We start from the raw sequence: 17,256 nt of genomic DNA on the forward strand, positions 1-17,256 counted from the left end.
GCAGTGGTACGCCTCGGACCCATCCTGCTCCTGTTCCTGCTCTCCGCCTGCTCGGCGGCCGACGATTCCGGCCCGTCGGAGGCCCCGCCGGAGGCACGGGAACCGCGAGACCTTCGCGTGGATCGCCTGGCCGCCGGGGCTCCCGGCGAGGGTCCCCAGCGTCCCCGGGTCGTGGTGGCCCCATCTGCGGAAGCCCTGTCCGAAGAGCTCGGCGCGGAGATACAGGGCTCCGGAAAGGGCACTTACATCGTCGTTTACTCGGGCGAGAGGCCGACCGGCGGGTACTCCGTCAACGTTGCGGGGGCGAGGATCGAGGGCGACCGGGTTACCGTTCGGGTCTCGCTCAAGGGGCCGCCTTCGGACGCCATCGTCACGCAGGTGCTGACTTATCCGTACGTGATCTCGGTCCTGCACGGTCTGGCGCCGGAGGACAAAACGTTTACTTTCGTGGACGGGAGCGGCGGGAAGCTCGATTGGCCGGTTCGGCGGGTTGGAGGTTAGCGGCCCTTGCGTATAATTCGCGCGTGACGGAGAAGACGGACGTTCGGGGTAAGATCGAGGACCTGCGGGAGCAGGTCCGGTACCACAACCGCCGTTACCACATAGAGGACTCGCCGGAGATCCCGGACGCCGAGTACGACGCCCTCGTTAGCGAACTGGAGTCGCTGGAAGCCGAGCACCCCGAGCTCGTCACCCCCGACTCGCCGACCCAGCGCGTCGGCGGGGAACCGATCGAGGGCTTCGAGGAGGTCCGCCACGCCGTCCCGATGCTCTCGCTGGCGAACGCCCGGAAGACCGAGGACCTGCGCGAGTGGGACGCCCGCGTGCGGCGCCTGCTGGGCGAAGACGAGACGCCGCGCTACGTCACGGAGCTCAAGATAGACGGCCTCGCGGTCTCGTTGCGCTACGAGAACGGCCGGCTCGTGCGGGGCGCCACGCGGGGCAACGGGACCATAGGCGAAGACGTCTCGGCCCAGCTGCGAACTATACGGTCCGTCCCCGACCGGCTCGACGACGACCCGCCCGCCGTCCTGGAGCCGCGCGGCGAGGCGTACATAACCCTCGCGGACTTCGAGAAGCTCAACAAGAGGCTCGAAGCCGAGGAGAAGAAGACCTTCGCCAACCCCAGGAACCTGGCCGCGGGGTCCATCCGGCAGCTAGACCCGAAGGTGACGGCCCGGCGGCCCCTGACCATCCTGCTCTACGGCGTGGGCGAGGGAGGCGAGATCTTCGAGAGCCACTCCGGCATGCTCGCCGCCCTGAAAAGCTACGGCCTGCGCGTGAACCCTTACCGTGTCCACGACGACATAGATTCCGTCGTGTCCGAGTGCGAAAAATGGACCAGGGAGAGGGAGTCGGTCGGGTACCAGATCGACGGTGTCGTGGTCAAGGTCGACTCGCGGGAGCAGCAGCTCGCCCTCGGTTCCGTGGCGAAGTCGCCGCGGTGGGCCATCGCCTACAAGTTCGAGCCGCTGGCCGGACGGACGAAGCTTTTGGACATCATCATCAACGTGGGACGGACGGGGGCGCTGACGCCGCAGGCCGTGCTCGAGCCGGTCAACGTGGGCGGGGTGACGATCTCCAAAGCCACGCTGCACAACGAGGACTACGTAAAGGAGAAGGGAATCCTCATCGGGGATGAGGTGGTGATAGAGCGGGCGGGGGACGTGATCCCGCAGGTCGTCAAAGCCGTCGTGGAAGCGCGGGACGGGAGCGAGCGCGAGTTCGCGATGCCGACCCACTGCCCGGTCTGCGGCGAGCCGGTCTTCCGCCCCGAGGGAGAGGCCGTCACCCGGTGCGTGAACGCCCGGTGCCCGGCGCAGGCGCTGGAGCACATCATCCACTGGGCGTCCAAGTCCGCGATGGACATAGACGGCTTCGGCGAGAAGCTCGCAAAACGCCTCTTCGACCTCGGCTTCATCAAGGACGCGGCCGACGTGTACGGGCTCGAAGCGGGGCAGCTCGTACCGCTCGATGGCTTCGGCGAGAAGAGCGCGGAGAACCTGATCCGGGCGATATCCAAGAGCAAGGAACAACCCTTCTCCCGCGTCCTCTACGCCCTCGGCATCCGCCACGTCGGGGCCGTCACCGCCGAGCTCATAGCGACCCGCTTCTCCGGAGAGGACCTGATAAACGGCGCAACGGTCGACGGGCTGGCCGAGATCAAAGGCGTGGGAGAGGTGGTCGCCCGCGCCGTCGTCGAGTACTTCTCCCTTCAAGACAACCAGGACCTCGTCCGGCGCCTGATGGACGTGGGCCTGAACTTCGAGAAGGAGGCCGGCCGCCCCACGGAAGGACCGCTCGCCGGAAAGCGCGTAGTCATAACCGGCACCCTGGAGAAGCCCCGCAGCTTCTACGTCGAGCGACTGGAAGCGGCCGGCGGAACCTTCACCTCCTCGGTCAGCAAGAACACAGACTACGTCCTGGCCGGAGAAGACGCGGGCTCGAAGCTGGAGAGGGCAAGGGAGCTTGGCGTCCCGCTTCTGGACGAGGCCGGTTTCGAGGAGCTGCTCTCCTAAAGCGGTTTGCGAAGAGGTTGGGCCTCTTTGCAGGGCTATCGGCTTTCGGCGGTCAGCCTTCAGCAAGAACAAAAAGCCGACCGCTGACCGCCGAAAGCGGAGGCGAAGCCGGAGCGGGCCGATAGCTGCTCTAAAGCGGCGGCTTCGAGGTTCGCCTGGGGAACTTCGACCAGGCCCCGGCGAGGTGCATTAGCAGCTCGTTCTGGAGGCGCTCCCTCGTTTCGAGGTGCTTCGGGTCTTCGTAGAGGTTGGTGGACTCGTTGGGGTCGTTCTTCAAGTCGTAGAGCTCGCCTTTGGCCTCGTCTGCGCGGGAGATCGCGCCGGCGGCGGTGCCGGGTGTGTGGGTGATGAGCTTCCAGTCGCGCTCGCGCCACATGTAGGCCGGGGCCTGTTCGCGCGGCTCGTAGCCGGTGCCGTGCATCTCGCAGAAGGCGCCGGAACGGTTGGGCTCGGCGAGGAGGCTCCTTCCGGGCAACTCCGGCGGCTTGGACCCGCCGGAGACGGAGAGGAGGGTCGGCAGGACGTCCACGAGTTCCGCGGGGCGGTCGTCGGTGGTGTTGCGGAGGCTTTCCGGGACGCCGGCTCCGGCCAGGATCATCGGCACCCGCACGCTCGGGTCGTAGAGGCAGTACTTGCTGAAACGCTGGCGGTCGCCGAGCATCTCGCCGTGGTCGGAGACGAAGACAACGAAGGTGTTCTCCGCCTCCCCCGTCTCCTCCAGCCTGTCCAGCACGCGCCCGAACTGCTCGTCTGCGTAGGTGCAGAGGGCGTAGTAGCGCAGGGTCGTCCGTCGGCGCTCCTCTTCGGTGGTCGAGGCGAGCCACTTCTCCCACTGCCACGGGTCGGCGTGGCCGGAGAGGTCAGCGTTCGGAGGGGGTTTTGTGGGCGGCGGCATGTCTTCGAGGTCGTAGAGGTCCTCGTAGCCGGGCGGAACGTTGAAGGAGGCGTGGGGGAAGTCGAAGGAGAGGTAGAGGAAGAAGGGGCGATCTCCGTCCCTGTCGTTCTCCAGGAAGTCTAGGGCTTCGTCTGTCAGCCAGGCTTCGGTGTGTTTTTCGGGTGGGACGGAGCTTGTGAGGCCCCTGTAGCCCCCGATGGTCTCGCCGGAGCCGAAGGGGCGCCGCTCGGCTTCGAGGGCGGCGAAGGCTTCGGGGAGCTCGTCGCCCATCTGGGCGGCGCCCGGCTCGACGCGGCCCGGCTCGTCGGTGTTGCGCATGGCCCGGACCTCGAAGCCGCGCCTGGATGGCTCCACTTCGGCGTTGGGGGCGAGGTTCTCGCCCATGTACCAGTGGGTCTTGCCGAAGCCCGCCGTCTGGTAGCCGGCGTCGAGCAGGCGCTGGGCCATGACGGGGGCCGGGAGCCCGTCGTCGGTCGGGATCATCTGCGCGTTGTGCCTGACGCCGACCTGGGAAGGGTAGAGTCCAGTCATCATGGAGTAACGGCTCGGCACGCACATCGGCGCGTTGCAGACGGCCTGCGTGAACCTGACGCCGCGGGCGGCGAGCCGGTCCAGGTTCGGCGTCCGGACCAGCGGGTCGACGCTCCCCAGCGCGTCGAAGCGGTGCTGGTCTGTCATCAGGAAGAGGATGTTCGGCCCCCTGGCCCCGGGCGCCTCCTCCCCCCCGCAACCGGCAAGGCCCAAAGTGTAGGCCCCGGCGAGCAGGCCGCCCGAGGCCTTGAGGAAACCCCGGCGCGTCAGACGGCGGCCGGGTTCAGCCACGCTCGTCCACGCGGAACTCGGCCACCCACGTCCCGTAAAACGGCCTGTAGCCGACGAGGTCGAACTCCGTCTTTAGTTTGGAGACCAGCTCCGGGGTCGGCTGCTTGTGGGACATGAAATAGAAGATCTCGCTGTACCCGTCCTCCTCTACCCGATCCATCAGGGCGGGAAAGTCCTCCGCGGTGCAGGCGTCCGCGTCCCCGCGCTCGCCCGGCACACCGTCGTTGAGGTAATAGTCCAGGCGGTCGTCGATGTCGCAGCGGACGAGGAGGGTCTGGGGGGTCTCGTTCTCGTTTATGTATGCTGCGGCTGCCCGGATCTGCTCCTTGTTCGGCTGGGAGTAGTAGCCAAGGTTGACGAAGAGGTTGAAGAGGCTCGCGGCGGCGAAAACGAGTACCAAAGACCACTGAAGAGCCGTACCGGCGGTCTTGCCCGGAAGCACGGCGGTCGTCCCGCGCGCGACCAGCAGGTACGCGGCGGGCATCGAGACGAGCAGGTTCTTGTGCGTAAGCAACTGGACCGAGGACTGGGAGAGGGCGTAGCCGACTACGAAAGGCCCGACGAACCAGGCCAGGAGAAGCAGGCCCGTCGGGAAGGGGGCCTGCTTCTCCTCCCGGCGCTTCCGGAAGAAGGAAAGGATCAGGAGCGGGACGCAGAGCGCTGCGGCCATCAACGCGAGGAGTTCGGAGCGTCCGAAAATGAAGAGGACGTAGTTGGGAAAAGTGGAGAGGGTGGCGTCTCCGATCCAGGCCCCCTGGGCCGTGCTGTTGCGCATCTGGTAGGCCATGCCTGGCAACCACGGGGCGTAGGCAAGGGAGATGGGAATATAGATCAGGGCTATCTTCAAGGGAGCGCGGTACGCCAGAAAGACCAGCGCCGCGCCCTGAAGGAAGATCAGGAGCGCCCCGAAGTAGTGGACGTAGGCGCAGAGCGTGGCGGCCAGGATATAGGCGATGGTTTCGGCCGTGGGAAGTCTGCTTTCTTCGCGGAGGCCCCGCATCACGCCCAACCAAAGGTAGGCCGTGACTATGGAGAGCAGGATCAGGACCGAATAAGACCGCGTCTCCTGGCTGAAGTAGACGCCGGCCCAGGAGACGGCGACGAGAAGGGCCGCGATGAGCCCCTCGCGCTCGGAGTAGATCCTACGCCCGAGCAGGTACATCGCGGGTATGCAGAGCCACCCGGCGATGGCCGAAGGCAACCTCAACGCCCACTCGGAATCCCCGAAGACGTTTTGGGCGAAGTGCAGGATAATGAAGTACCCGGGCGGGTGTATGTCCTCCCGCACGTTCGAGACGACGCCGAGCACCCCGTCGGCGCGGCTGAAATACCAGCTCGCCAGCTCGTCGCTCCAAAGCGACTGGATGCCGAGACCGTAAAACCGCAAGGCCCCGCCGAGGACCATGACGGCCCCGAGCGCCAACGGCGCCCAACTTTTTCGCAGGAACACGACGGCGTCCGACACTTACGGACGCATCTCGGATTCCGGATACTTAACGGGAACACGAGGCGGACGGTTGCCGCTTTTCTCTAACGTTCGGGGCTGCAATTCTTTTGCGCTCCGTCTCTTTCGGGTGATCCCCGGCGGGGCTCGAACGGTAGGATGTTAGCGCGATCGCGGCAACGCTATGTAAACGTTCTGTAAAATCTGTTCGAAGGCCTCTGTGGTGCTGGTAAGCTGTTCCGGTGCGGCGGCTGAGGGACACGGGGACCGGGCGTGCTCTCTGACCTGATCCTGACCCTCCCGGTCGCGCTCCTCGTCGGCGTGGCCCCCGGCTACTTCTGGGCTCGACTCCTCTCCCCGAACTCGGGATGGGCCGAACGCCTGGCCTGGTCGTCGGCGCTCTCCCTGAGCCTGGTTACGGTCCTCGCGTTCGCGCTGGCCAGGATTTCGGGGGGTGGCGTCACGCTCCCAATCGCCGTCGCCGCCCCGCTGGTCGTGCTCGGCGCGGGCGTCGCGGCCTTCGCCCGCTTCGGCCCGCCGAAAGGGAAAGACGAGCCACTCCTGACCCCACCACGGGGGATGCCCGTTCCCGCGCTCGCTCTGGTGGCCGTCGCGTTCGCGCTCGTCGCGGCATCCGTCCTGCTTGACCCATCCGGGTTCTGGCTCGCCGGGGCGTGCGAGGGATGGCCCACCGGCACCTGCCGGACGGCCGGGGAGGCGCAGCGGTTCGTGCTGCCCGTAGCGCTTCTCCTGGCAGGCGCCGGGGCCGCGCACCTCGTCTTTTCCCGCCGGGACCGGGAGCCCGGCGAGACCCCGGAGACCGGACCTTCCGCGGCTCTCACGGGCGTCCGGTTCCTGCTTCCTGCGGTGCTCTTGCTCGCGCTGGTGCGGGGATATATCGGGCCGATCCTGCATGATTGGCCCTTCGTCAGGGGGCTCGACCACTACTCACACGCCGTCATGACGGACATGATGCTGACGCGGGGGGACACGGGCTCGTACCTGGTCTATCCGCCCGGGTTCCACGTTTTCACGGCGATCATCTCGCGCCTGACCGGGTTGGAGCCGCTGGAGATCTTCCCGGTCCTCGGCCCTTCCCTGATGGTTCTTCCAGCCCTGGCCCTGTACGTGCTCGGGAACCGCCTCTGGGGCCCCGTCTACGGGATCGCCGCCGCCTTCTTCACCGTGCTAGCCGGCGGGACCTACTACTTCTACAACGACGCCATGTACCCCAACCAGGTCGCATCCCAGTTCCTGATGGTTCTCGCCGTGGTCGCCTTGCTAAAGTCCTATTCCGCGCCCACCATCCGCAACGGCCTGCTCCTCGCCGTTGTCGGTTCCGCCGTCGTCTTCTACCACCAGGTCTCGGGCCTCTACCTCGCTTCGCTGCTCGCGGTCATCGGCCTGATCTTCGTCCCGTACCTCCTCCTGCGCCACGGGCGCACCGGGCTCGTGCTGCTCGCCTCGCTGGCCCTGCTCGGCCTTCTATCGGTCGCCTACGCCTGGGATACCTACGATCTGGGACGGGAGATGGCCGGGCTCATAGGAGCGTCAGAGGCCGCTGGCACGACCTCGGACGTCGGCGCCGTCTTCGGCTCGCAGCCGGCATACAGCGTGGGGTCCTTGATCGGGGCGATACTCTCCCAGCCCGTCGCCTGGCTCGGCCTGCTCGGCGCCCTCTTGCTACTCGCCGATCCGGCAAGACGGCCGCGGGAGGTGCTCGTGCGCGCCACGCTGCTTGCGTGGGTCCTGATCCTGTTCGCCGGCAGCCGGACCTCCCTGAGTGGCTTCCCCCAACGCTTCGGCCGGGACCTCGGCATCCCGCTCTCCCTGCTCGGGGCCCTGGCTTTCGTGGTCCTTCTGGCAACGCTGCTCAAGAGACGAAGCTCCGGGCCAGCGGTCTTCGCCGGCTCGATGGCCGTGCTCCTGGCGGTCTCGCTCGTGGGCCTGCGCGGGGCACAAAGCTTCGACCAGGCCGCCGGAGAGAGCCCCCACCTCTTGATGTCATCCGGCATCGCCGAGGCCGGAGAATGGCTGGCGGCGCGCAACGAGGGCGGGAACATCATGGTCAGCCCGCAGGAGAACCAGGTGCCGAGCCGCATGATGCTCGCCATGGGCCACTACGACGCGCTCCAGTCCTACCCCGAGAACGGCATCAGGGACCCCAGGCACATGCCCCCCTCGGGCCCCGACCCCCTATGGGACACCCTCTGGGTCATGTACCACCCGGTCGGGGAGAAGACGCAAGACCTCCTCGAAAAACACGACGTACGATACGTGGTGCTGTACAAGAAGATGCCGGACCGTCCGGTTACGCCCTTCTGGAGGCTCTTCGAGCCACAGGTCGACCTCTACGAAAACGTCTTCGAGAACGAAGCCGTCCTGATAGTGAGACCCCGCCTCAGCGGGGTCTAGCTGGTCAGCATTTCAGCCGGTCGGCTTGTCAGCTTTTTGGAGGTGTTGGTAGGCTATTGTGGCGGGGTCTCGGTACGGTGATGATGGGAGGATGCTGGGTAGTAGGGAGAAGCGACGAGAACCGCGGCAGGGCGAGTCCTCGTGCTGCGTGCCCACGCGGTCCTCGGGGGAGGTCTCGCGGGCGCCGGGGCCATCGATAGACACGCGCCCTACGCCAGGGATGGTCCGGCTCCCCGGCGGCGAGTTCCTAATGGGCGCGGACGACGGCAAGGGTTTCCCGCGGGACGGCGAGGGTCCCGTCCGAAGGGTCAGGCTCTCGCCGTTTTCCATCTCCCCCCACGCGACGACGAACGCCGAGTTCTCCCGCTTCGTGGAGGAGACCGGCCACAGGACCGAGGCCGAAGAGTTCGGCTGGTCCTTCGTCTTCTACGGGTTCGTGCAGCCTGGCGCGAAGGTGAAGGGCATGATCGGGGACGCCCCCTGGTGGAAGGGCGTCGACGGCGCCTACTGGCGGGAACCGGAGGGACCCGGATCGGGCATAGACGGCCGCATGGACCACCCCGTCGTCCACGTTTCGCACGACGACGCCGTTGCCTACTGCGCCTGGGCGGGCGTGCGGCTACCGACGGAGGCCGAGTGGGAGTACGCCGCCAGGGGCGGCCTAAAGGGACGTCGCTTTCCCTGGGGCAACACCCTGACCCCGAACGGGGAGCACCGCTGCAACATCTGGCAGGGCGAGTTCCCGACCCGCAACACCGCCGAGGACGGTTACGGGGGCACCTGCTCGGTCGACGCCTTCCCGCCCAACGGCTTCGGGCTCCACAACGTCTCCGGCAACGTGTGGGAGTGGTGCTCGGACTGGTTCAGCGCTACGTTCCACAGGGACGGCGGCAAGGGCGTTCGGGAAGATCCCTCCGGGCCGCAGAAGGGGACGGTCAGGGTGATCCGGGGCGGCTCCTACCTGTGCCACAAGTCCTACTGCAACCGCTACCGGGTGGCTGCCCGCTCGTCCAACACCCCCGACTCGTCCACCGCCAACACGGGCTTCCGCTGCGCGGCCGATGGCTAGCATCGCGCTGCCGTTCGCGTTGCGCGGTCTCGACGGCCTCGTGACGGTGGAGAGGGTCGTTAACGACGATCCGCGGCGCTGGGGCTACGACGTGCTTGGAAGATTCCCGGCGGACCAGGCCGAGGGCTTCCCGGTGGTCAGGGCCTCGGTGGGCTACCCCGCCGAGGGCTACCGCTCCGCGATGGGTTGGATCCAGCTCGTGTACCACGGCGAGGACCCGGAGAACCCCGAGGTTCTGGTGGACCTGCCCCCGCAGCACGCCGACGCGGGCACGCCCTACGCATTCTGGGGGTTCTGCCCGTCCTTCTTCGACGCCCCGTCCACGCGGCAGGCAGATATTCACTGGGTCGCGGACGCGTTTTTGGCGACGAGTCCCGACGCGCTCATGACCCGTACGGTCATGCCGGTCTGCGGCTTCAGGTGGGGGTACGCCACCACCCGAAAACCGCCCGTGCTGTCGCCGCTGGAGCGGGTCGGGGCCGAAGCCTGGGACCGGGCACGCGCCGCGCTGATCGAACGCTGCCCGGGCTGGGAATTCCTCGAAGCCGACGAGGCTTTCGGCGTCTAAAGCGGTTTGCAGAGAGTTAGAACCTCTTTACAAGGCTATCAGCGGTCGGCTTTCAGCAAGAACAAAAAAGCCGACCGCTGATGGCTGATAGCTGACGGCGCGGATCGCGGTGGCTCAACGCCACCGCGATCCGCTCTAAGCGGGATCGGCCCCTTCTCGGGATCGCCGGCCCTTCTCCCTGGCCCGTTCGATGTACTTCTCCGCGGCCTCCGGGTTGTTGTAGCTGAGGACTCCGCCGGTCATGGGGTTGTTGATCTCGTAGTGTCCCCCGGCCTCGTGGTCGATGATGACCGGATAGTAGCGGTCGCCCACCTTCTTTATGCCGTACTCCGTGACGCCCCTGTTCTCGTCTTCCATACCGTCTCCTTCCGTCGTGCGAAGTTACCACACGGTCTTTTCGTCCGAGGTTCCGGTTTAAATATCGGGCGTAGTTGGTAGGGTTTAGGTTCGTAATGCACGCTCCGAACGGGAGAAGGCATGATCACGGTAACCGAAGAAGCCAGGGAGCTCTTCCTGAGCGTCGAGCGTCCCGAGGGGACCATCTTGCGCCTCGACCCGGTGATGGACGAGAGCACGGGCGAGACCCAGATCGGGCTCTCCGCGGGCGAACCGCAGGGCGACGACCAGGTAGTCGAGCACGAAGGCGAGAGCCTACTGCACATCGCCGGCCCCGTCAGCGAAGCCCTCGACGGCAGCACCCTGAACCTAGTGGACACCCCCGACGGCCCGGCCATAGGCCTCGCCACTCCCGACCAGGGTCCGTCCGTCAACGGGTCCTCGTAGAGACGCACCACCGGGACGCCATCACGAGGCGGGCGTCGGTCTCGGACGTGCCGCGATCAACCGCGAACGGCACGGGGCCGGCGTCTTCTCAACGGAGGTCCCTCCGAAATAACACCTTCTCCTTACCGTCACCGTCGTAGTCCGAGTGGACGCTCACGCCGTCCGTTTCTAGATCCCCCTCCACCACCTCGAAACCCATCCGCCCGTGAAAGGCAACGGACCCTTTGTTGACCGGGGAGGTGATGGCCCGCACCGAACGGCACCCCCGGCGGCGGACCTCCCCGAAGAATTCCTCGTACAACCGGCGCCCGAGCCCACCCGGCCTGTGCCCCGGATGGACCCCGACGAAGTGAACGTAGGCCTCCTCGCCGTGACTCCCGACGATGCCCACCAGAAACGCGACCAGCTCGCCGTCCTCCTCGACAGCGAAGCTCGTCTCCCGGAAGAGCCGGAAGAAGAGGCGCGGCAGCTTATCCGCCACGCGGCGCCCGCCCCACCATCCATCGACGACGGCGACGACGGCCGCGTGGTCCGATTCGCGGAGCTCCCTGAACTTCATACCCCTGAGTCTATAGGCGACGCCTGTGGATCGCCCGGGGCGGTCTTCGAAACGTCTTCAGACGGCCTGCGTCAGCGCGGCGACCTCGGCGGGGTCCAGGGGTTCGCGGCGTGAGGTCCCGAGGGTAACGCGCCGGACGAAGCCCGCGCCCACGAGCTTCGGGCTGTAGGAGGGGAACGTGTGGAGAAAGTACTTGCCCGGGCCGCGGCGGCGGGCCGGGCGGTGCTCGATCCAGAGTACAGGACGCGCAAGGTCGGGCAGACCGTCTGGAAAGTGGTCCCGGATGACCTCGGCCGCCAGGTAGCCGGTCGTCTCCTTCGTGACGGCGCCCCCGACCTCGGGAAGCGCCTCGCAGACCACGACCGGCGCGTCGCCACCTGCGCCTTTGTAGACCCGGATCCAACAGCAAGAACCGAGCCCGTAACCGGTCCGGTAGTGCATGTACTCGTGCGTGAGGTTCATACCACCTCCCTCTTTCCCGTGCCCCTACAGGTTGGACCCCCGCCAGGCCCGGAGCAACTCCCGCTCCCGATCTCGCGCCATACCCGCCTCGATCCCAGCCTCGTGACCATCGCCTTCGAGAGCGCCGCGAACGGTCTCGGTCAGCGGCCTGAAGGCGAGCCCGGCCCTCAAAGCCTCGTCCACGCTTACGGAGAGGATGCCGGCCATCTCTTCGGGGACCCAGAACGGCAACTCTTCCCACGTCCGCACGCCCGCGTCGAGAAGGAACTCTTCGGGGGTCCACACGAACCCGGCGTCGCTGCCCGTGGCCTCGCGGATACCTTCCAGCATCCCGCGCATGGTGAGCTCATACTCGGGGCCCGTGGCGTTGTACACGCCCGTGCTTCGGCCCTCCGCCATGCGCAGCATCCAGCCCGCCAGGTCGCGGACGTCGATGAGTTGCACCGGCCTGTCGGGGTCCCCGGGGGCCAGGATCTCTCCCCCTTCCGCGACCCGACGGCACCAGTAGGAGAAACGGTTCGTGCGGTCGTTCGGGCCGACGATCATGCCGGGGCGGACCACGAGCGTCCGCCCCGGCATCGCGGCCTCGGCCGCCCGCTCGCACCCGATCTTCAACTCCCCGTAGAGCTCGATACTCGACTCCTCCGGCTCGGGGTCCGGCGGCGCGAGCACCGGCGCGCCCTCGTCCATGCCCACGCGCCCGAAATCCCCGTAGACGGAGATGCTCGATACGAACGTGTAATGCTCGACCGACTCGGCCAGGAGCCCGGCCGAAGCCCGCACGTCGCGGGACAGGTAACCGCTCGTGTCGATGGCCGCGCTCCAGCTTCGCCCCCGCAGCGCGGAGAGGTCTCCCGCGCGCTCTCCGCGCAACTCCTCGACGTCGGGGAACGGGCCGGGGTTGCTCTTCCCCCGGTTGAAGAGCGTGACGCGGTGGCCACGTTCGAGCGCCGCGCGGGTGAGGTGAAGGCCGAGGAACCTGCTGCCGCCCAGGATCAGGAGGTCCACCTACGCCTCCTTCCAAAGTCCGGCCCACCATCCCGCGTGCGGCATGCCGCTGTCCAAGGCTTCGCGCCGGATCTTCTCCGTGTCGAGTGGCAGCCGGCGCAACTCCACCGCCAGACGTCTGTCCTCGAGATCGACGAGCGCGTACTCCGCCACCGGCGGATTCAGCCCGACGCTGCCAGGGTTGATCAGCGTGGTCTCTCCGTACTGCCTCACGAATTGCTCGTGCGTGTGCCCGCCGGCCATCACGGCGGTCTCGCGTTCGGAGAACATACGGGCCAACTCCTCTTCCGGGGTCGTGACGATGATGCTGTCGTCGAACGAGAGCGGCGAGCCGTGGAAGCACAGAAGCTCGCGGCCAGAACCGAGCGAAATCTCCAGCGTCGGTTGGAACTCGCGCAGGTAGTCGAGGTGCTCGGGCGCGAGTTGCTCGGCGCACCAGCGGTCGATCTCGACGATCCTGCGCCCCTCCTCGTCTCTGGCGTCTGGTGTTTCCCGCAACAGCTCGTCGTCCGCGTTTCCCATAACGACGGGGCACCCGACCCCGCGCAGGCGTTCGACGGTCTCGCGCGGTTGCGGGCCGGTGGCGGCCACGTCGCCGAGGCACAGAACGCGGTCGGGACGCCCGCGATAGAGGTCTTCGAGCACGGTCTCCAGGGCGGTCAGGTTGCCGTGGAGGTCCGAGATCAGGGCTACCCGCACGAGCGTCTCCTCCCGTAGGCCCGATTCGGGCCTCGCTAACCCGCCTCTCCGGGCCGGGTGACCACCCTGTCGATGACGCCGTACTCGACCGCCTCCTCGGGGCTCAGGATGTAGTCGCGGTCGGTGTCGCGTTCGATCTTCTCGAAAGGCTGGCCCGTCGCCTCCGCCATGATCTCGTTGATCCTGCGCTTGGTGAAGACGATCTCCTTGGCGTGAATCTCCACGTCTGACGCCTGACCCCCGATCCCACCCTGGATGGCCGGCTGATGAAGCAGTATCCGCGTGTTCGGCAAGGCGCTCCTCTTGCCCTTCGTCCCCGACGCGAGCAAGAACGCCCCGGCCGACGCCGCCATCCCGAGCGCCGTCGTCGCCACGTCGGCGTTTACGAAGCGCATGGTGTCGTGCATCGCGAGCATCGCGGAGATGCTCCCGCCGGGCGAGTTTATGTACATGTTGATGTCCTGCTCGGGGTCCTCGGAGTCGAGGTGGAGGAGCTGCGCCATCACCACGTTCGCCACCTGGTCGTCCACCGGCGTGCCGAGGAAGATGATCCTGTCTTTGAGCAGCCTGGAGTAGATGTCCATCGTCCGCTCGCCGCGCGGGCTCTGCTCCGTGACGTACGGGATTACCAGCCTCGGATCGAAACTCATCGTCAAGCCCACCTCTCTCTCGCCTACGGGCTATACTTCGGGAGAGTAACATTGATGCAGTGTTTCGGCAAGTTTTTTGCAGTGTTTTGGAGGTAAGGGGTTATGGAGCCGGATCGTTTGCGGGTGCTCAGGCTGCGGGCGGTGATGAGCCAGGAGCAGTTGGCGGACAGGAGTGGTGTGGCGCGGGACACGATCTCCAAGCTGGAGACGGGCCAGCGCAGGGCTTACCCTTCCACGATCCGCAAGCTCGCCCTCGGCCTCGACGTGAAGCCGCAGATGCTCATGGGTGGCGTAGAATACCTGGATGAAAGACCCGTGGAGGAGGCTGAGAAGGTTTCGGAGAAGCCCGAGGCCGACAGGAAGATCGGGTTCTAGGACCATCTCTTTCGCGGGTACGTTGCGCGTCGGCCTGATCGACGCCGTGGAGCAGGTAGGCGAGGCGGCCTGGCGCGCGCTTGAGCCCCCGGACTTCCCGTTCTTCGACTACGAGTTCCTCGACGCCCTTGAGAAGTCGGGAAGCGTGGGCCCCGGCACCGGCTGGTCGCCGGTACACCTCGTCTGCGAGAGCGAGGGGCGGCTCGTCGGCATCATGCCCCTCTACCTCAAGACAGACTCTTACGGGGAGTACGTCTTCGACTGGGAGTGGGCGCACGCCTACCACCAGCACGGCGTCCCCTACTACCCGAAGCTCGTCGCCGCCGTGCCGTTCACGCCCGCGACCGGGCCGAGGATCCTCGTCAGGCCAGACGTGGACAGGGAGGCCATCGTCCGTACGTTGCTCGACGCGGCGCGGGAGGTCGGCGAGGAGAACCGGGCAAGCTCCACGCACGCGCTCTTCGTGCCGGAGGGGGACCTCGAAGACTTCCAGGAACGCGGGTTCGCGGTGCGCCACTCGTTGCAGTTCCACTGGCGCAACCGGGGTCACGCATCGTTCGACGACTATCTTGAGACGCTCGTGAGCAAGCGCCGGCGTCAGATCTCGCGCGAGCGCCGCCAGCTCGCCGAAGAGAACCTGACGATAGAGCGCCTGACGGGCGAGGCGCTCGAACCGTCCCACGCCGACACGATGTACCGCTTCTACATGGCGACCGCCGACAGGAAGTGGGGCTCTCCGTATCTGAACAGGGCCTTCTTCAGAGAAGTCTTCAGCACCATGAAAGACCGCCTCCTCTTCGTGCTGGCCCGGGACGAGGCGGGGCGTCCCATAGCCGGCACCATCAACTTCTACAAGGACGCAGCCCTCTTCGGCCGTCACTGGGGCGCCGTCGAAGACCGCCGCAACCTCCACTTCGAGCTCTGCTACTACCAGACCATCGAATTCGCCATCGAGCGGGAGATAAAGCTCTTCGAGGCGGGGGCCCAGGGCGAGCACAAGCTGGCGCGTGGTTTCCTCCCCACCCTCACCCGCAGCGCCCACGAGCTCCGCCACCCGGCCTTCAGGCGGGCCATCGAGCGCTTCGTCGAAGAGGAGAAGGAGTACCTCGATCAGGCCGTGGAGGAGTACTCCAGGCACGACCCTTACAAGAAATAACCGTCCGCGAAGGTTTACTGGTTTTAGAGCGACTCCCGTAAGAGATGAACCGGGAGGTTCGTGAGGCTCTAAAGCGGATCGCAGTGGCATTGAGCCACTGCGATCCGCGCGGTCAGCTATCAGCCCGCTTCGGCTCCGCCTCCGCTTTCAGCGGTCAGCTTCTTTGCTCTTGCTAAAAGCTGATGGCTGATGGCTGATGGCTGATAGCCTAAGGTTCTGAGGCATTCAGGTTCAAAGGGGTGCGTCACGAAACTTCGGGCAAGACCCATCCCCCACCCCCAAGAGCCCAAGAACCCGAAAACCTGAAGCACTCTACGACCCTTGGCCTATTCGCGAAGGTTCCCATCCTTCCGCGAACCGCTGCAGGGGGTATCGCTGTTACGGGCGGTGGCGGGTCAGGGCGGAGAAGATCAGACCCCACGCGGCGCCGAAGACGGCGTGGTCCAGCACGGGTAGAAGGACCTTGACGGTCTGCTGCTCCCACGGCGGCGAATGAACGCCCGCGAGCGGCAGCCAGCTCGACCACCCCACGCCCCAGGCGAGTACACCCAGCGACGAGCCAACCGCGGCCTCTTCGCCCGCCCCGCCGCCCTCCCGGCGCAGGAGGCCGAAGGCCACTCCTGCGCCGACGCCGTAGGAGACGTGCGCGGTGGCGGCCAGGGCCCGCCGGGTGTTCGGCGATAGCCCGTCCGCCGCGAAAACCTCCTCGACCCGGTCGACGACCTGCGTCGGGGCCGTATCGAAGACGACGCCCGTCTTCTTCAAGACCCCGCGCAACGCCGACAGGACGAGCGTGCCCCCTGCCCCCCCGAGCGCCCCGGCAAGGATTCTGCCTCTCGCGTCCATGTGGCATCCTCCTCGTTTGCCGGGCCCCGTCAAATCAGGTTGTACCCAGAGGCGGGGCATCTACTCCTTGCGGTAGGGCTTGCCGATGGCGGCGGGGGCGATGGCGCGTCCGCCGAAAGCGGCGAGGGCGACGATGGTGAGCACGTAGGGAATCATCTGTAAGAACTCGTTGGGTATGACCTCCTGTGGGGCCCTGAAGGTGACGGCCAGGGCGAAGCCGAAAAGCAGGGCCGCCCCCGCGGCGCCTATGGGGTTCCACCGGCCGAATATGAGGGCCGCCAGCGCGATAAACCCCCTGCCGTTGGTCATCCCCTCGGTGAAGGCGGAGAGGAGGCCCATCGAAAGATATATACCGCCCAGAGAGGCCAGAAGCCCCGAGAGCGCGACGCCGTAGTAGCGCATCCTGCCCACGCTCACGCCGGCTGTGTCAACCGCCTCGGGAGACTCGCCCGTCGCCCGCAGCCGGAGCCCGAAGGGGGTTCGGAAGAGTACGAAAAACGTGACGGGGACCATCACGTACATCAGGTAGACCAGAACGCTCTGGGAGAAGAGAGCGGGGCCTACAACCGGGATGCTGCTGAGGAGAGGTATCGGAACCTCGCCGAAACCCTCGACGCGCGGGGAGGTTCCGCCGGAGCCGAAAACCGAGACCATCAGGAAGCCCGTTCCGCCCAGAGCCAGCAGGTTAATGGCGGTGCCGGATATGATCTGGTCGGCCTCGAACGTGACGCACATGAGCGCGTGGATCAGGGCGAAGAGGAGGCCCGCCGCGAGCGCGAAGCCAAGGGCGACCACCGCGCTCCCCGAGAGAAAGGCCCCCACAACACCAGCGAACGCGCTGATAAGCATCAGCCCTTCCAGGCCGATGTTTACCACCCCGCTCCTCTCGCTGAACATGCCGCCAAGGGCGGCGAAGACGAGCGGCGTGGCGTTCCGGATCGTCGAGGCGAGGAGTTGGCCGGGGGCGCCGAAGATCTCGTCCACTA

General features: G+C 66.6%; 18 protein-coding genes. 8 read left to right on the forward strand and 10 right to left on the reverse strand.

The features are described 5' to 3' along the window. Positions 1 to 3 precede the first annotated feature (3 nt). On the forward strand, positions 4 to 501 hold the full coding sequence (locus tag GBA63_RS20790; RefSeq protein ID WP_166179267.1) for a protease complex subunit PrcB family protein: 498 nt from the start codon (positions 4 to 6) through the stop codon (positions 499 to 501). Positions 502 to 524: 23 nt separating this feature from the next. Further along, complete coding sequence (gene ligA, locus GBA63_RS20795) at positions 525 to 2,519, forward strand: NAD-dependent DNA ligase LigA (RefSeq protein WP_166179269.1); 1,995 nt, start codon at positions 525 to 527, stop codon at positions 2,517 to 2,519. Positions 2,520 to 2,649: 130 nt separating this feature from the next. Here the strand turns inward: ligA and GBA63_RS20800 are convergent, their stop codons facing one another. After that, a complete protein-coding gene (locus tag GBA63_RS20800) occupies positions 2,650 to 4,236 on the reverse strand; it encodes a sulfatase family protein (protein ID WP_207956962.1) in 1,587 nt (528 codons plus the stop codon). Continuing rightward, entirely contained in the window at positions 4,229 to 5,701 is a 1,473-nt protein-coding gene (locus tag GBA63_RS20805; protein ID WP_166179271.1) for a glycosyltransferase family 39 protein, read from the reverse strand. The genes GBA63_RS20800 and GBA63_RS20805 overlap by 8 nt, the downstream gene beginning before the upstream one ends. A 252-nt stretch (positions 5,702 to 5,953) precedes the next feature. Between GBA63_RS20805 and GBA63_RS20810 the strand changes: the two genes are divergently transcribed. The 3 genes from GBA63_RS20810 (at position 5,954) to GBA63_RS20820 (ending at position 9,732) form a co-directional block, all read left to right on the forward strand. Further along, positions 5,954 to 8,095 carry a hypothetical protein gene (locus GBA63_RS20810; protein ID WP_166179273.1) on the forward strand — a complete coding sequence of 714 codons (2,142 nt, stop codon included), beginning with the start codon at positions 5,954 to 5,956 and terminating at the stop codon, positions 8,093 to 8,095. A gap of 91 nt (positions 8,096 to 8,186) precedes the next feature. Then, positions 8,187 to 9,164, forward strand: a complete 978-nt coding sequence (locus GBA63_RS20815; RefSeq protein WP_166179275.1) for a formylglycine-generating enzyme family protein — start codon at positions 8,187 to 8,189, stop codon at positions 9,162 to 9,164. Beyond that, complete coding sequence (locus GBA63_RS20820) at positions 9,157 to 9,732, forward strand: hypothetical protein (RefSeq protein WP_166179277.1); 576 nt, start codon at positions 9,157 to 9,159, stop codon at positions 9,730 to 9,732. The genes GBA63_RS20815 and GBA63_RS20820 overlap by 8 nt, the downstream gene beginning before the upstream one ends. Positions 9,733 to 9,867: 135 nt before the next feature. Here the strand turns inward: GBA63_RS20820 and GBA63_RS20825 are convergent, their stop codons facing one another. Further along, on the reverse strand, positions 9,868 to 10,089 hold the full coding sequence (locus GBA63_RS20825; protein ID WP_166179279.1) for a hypothetical protein: 222 nt from the start codon (positions 10,087 to 10,089) through the stop codon (positions 9,868 to 9,870). Between the two features lie 120 nt (positions 10,090 to 10,209). On the opposite strand from GBA63_RS20825, the gene GBA63_RS20830 reads away from it, so the two are divergent. Next, positions 10,210 to 10,515 (forward strand): hypothetical protein, encoded by a 306-nt coding sequence (locus GBA63_RS20830; protein WP_166179281.1) that lies wholly within the window; start codon positions 10,210 to 10,212, stop codon positions 10,513 to 10,515. An 88-nt stretch (positions 10,516 to 10,603) separates the two neighbouring features. On the opposite strand, the gene GBA63_RS20835 is transcribed toward GBA63_RS20830, so the two are convergent. The 5 genes from GBA63_RS20835 to GBA63_RS20855 are packed head-to-tail and all read right to left on the reverse strand — an operon-like array spanning position 10,604 to position 13,893. Then, positions 10,604 to 11,074: a GNAT family N-acetyltransferase gene (locus tag GBA63_RS20835; protein ID WP_166179283.1), complete on the reverse strand. Its 471-nt coding sequence runs from the start codon at positions 11,072 to 11,074 to the stop codon at positions 10,604 to 10,606. Between the two features lie 57 nt (positions 11,075 to 11,131). Continuing rightward, positions 11,132 to 11,536 carry a hypothetical protein gene (locus tag GBA63_RS20840; protein WP_166179285.1) on the reverse strand — a complete coding sequence of 135 codons (405 nt, stop codon included), beginning with the start codon at positions 11,534 to 11,536 and terminating at the stop codon, positions 11,132 to 11,134. A gap of 24 nt (positions 11,537 to 11,560) precedes the next feature. Next, on the reverse strand, positions 11,561 to 12,544 hold the full coding sequence (locus GBA63_RS20845; RefSeq protein ID WP_166179287.1) for an NAD-dependent epimerase/dehydratase family protein: 984 nt from the start codon (positions 12,542 to 12,544) through the stop codon (positions 11,561 to 11,563). Beyond that, entirely contained in the window at positions 12,545 to 13,243 is a 699-nt protein-coding gene (locus tag GBA63_RS20850; RefSeq protein ID WP_166179289.1) for a metallophosphoesterase family protein, read from the reverse strand. 35 nt (positions 13,244 to 13,278) lie between these two features. Further along, the gene (locus GBA63_RS20855) at positions 13,279 to 13,893 is read right to left on the reverse strand and encodes an ATP-dependent Clp protease proteolytic subunit (RefSeq protein ID WP_166179291.1); all 615 of its coding nucleotides are present in this window, start codon (positions 13,891 to 13,893) and stop codon (positions 13,279 to 13,281) included. A gap of 102 nt (positions 13,894 to 13,995) precedes the next feature. Between GBA63_RS20855 and GBA63_RS20860 the strand changes: the two genes are divergently transcribed. Beyond that, positions 13,996 to 14,268 (forward strand): helix-turn-helix domain-containing protein, encoded by a 273-nt coding sequence (locus GBA63_RS20860; RefSeq protein WP_166179293.1) that lies wholly within the window; start codon positions 13,996 to 13,998, stop codon positions 14,266 to 14,268. A gap of 22 nt (positions 14,269 to 14,290) precedes the next feature. Next, positions 14,291 to 15,424 carry a GNAT family N-acetyltransferase gene (locus GBA63_RS20865; RefSeq protein WP_166179295.1) on the forward strand — a complete coding sequence of 378 codons (1,134 nt, stop codon included), beginning with the start codon at positions 14,291 to 14,293 and terminating at the stop codon, positions 15,422 to 15,424. 378 nt (positions 15,425 to 15,802) lie between these two features. Here the strand turns inward: GBA63_RS20865 and GBA63_RS20870 are convergent, their stop codons facing one another. Both GBA63_RS20870 and GBA63_RS20875 read right to left on the reverse strand, forming a co-directional pair. Then, positions 15,803 to 16,270 carry a hypothetical protein gene (locus GBA63_RS20870; protein ID WP_166179297.1) on the reverse strand — a complete coding sequence of 156 codons (468 nt, stop codon included), beginning with the start codon at positions 16,268 to 16,270 and terminating at the stop codon, positions 15,803 to 15,805. A gap of 60 nt (positions 16,271 to 16,330) precedes the next feature. Beyond that, positions 16,331 to 17,254, reverse strand: a complete 924-nt coding sequence (locus GBA63_RS20875; protein WP_166179299.1) for an ABC transporter permease — start codon at positions 17,252 to 17,254, stop codon at positions 16,331 to 16,333. Positions 17,255 to 17,256: the final 2 nt, after the last annotated feature.

This window comes from Rubrobacter tropicus (genome assembly GCF_011492945.1).
In the GTDB taxonomy this organism is placed as follows: domain Bacteria; phylum Actinomycetota; class Rubrobacteria; order Rubrobacterales; family Rubrobacteraceae; genus Rubrobacter_D; species Rubrobacter_D tropicus.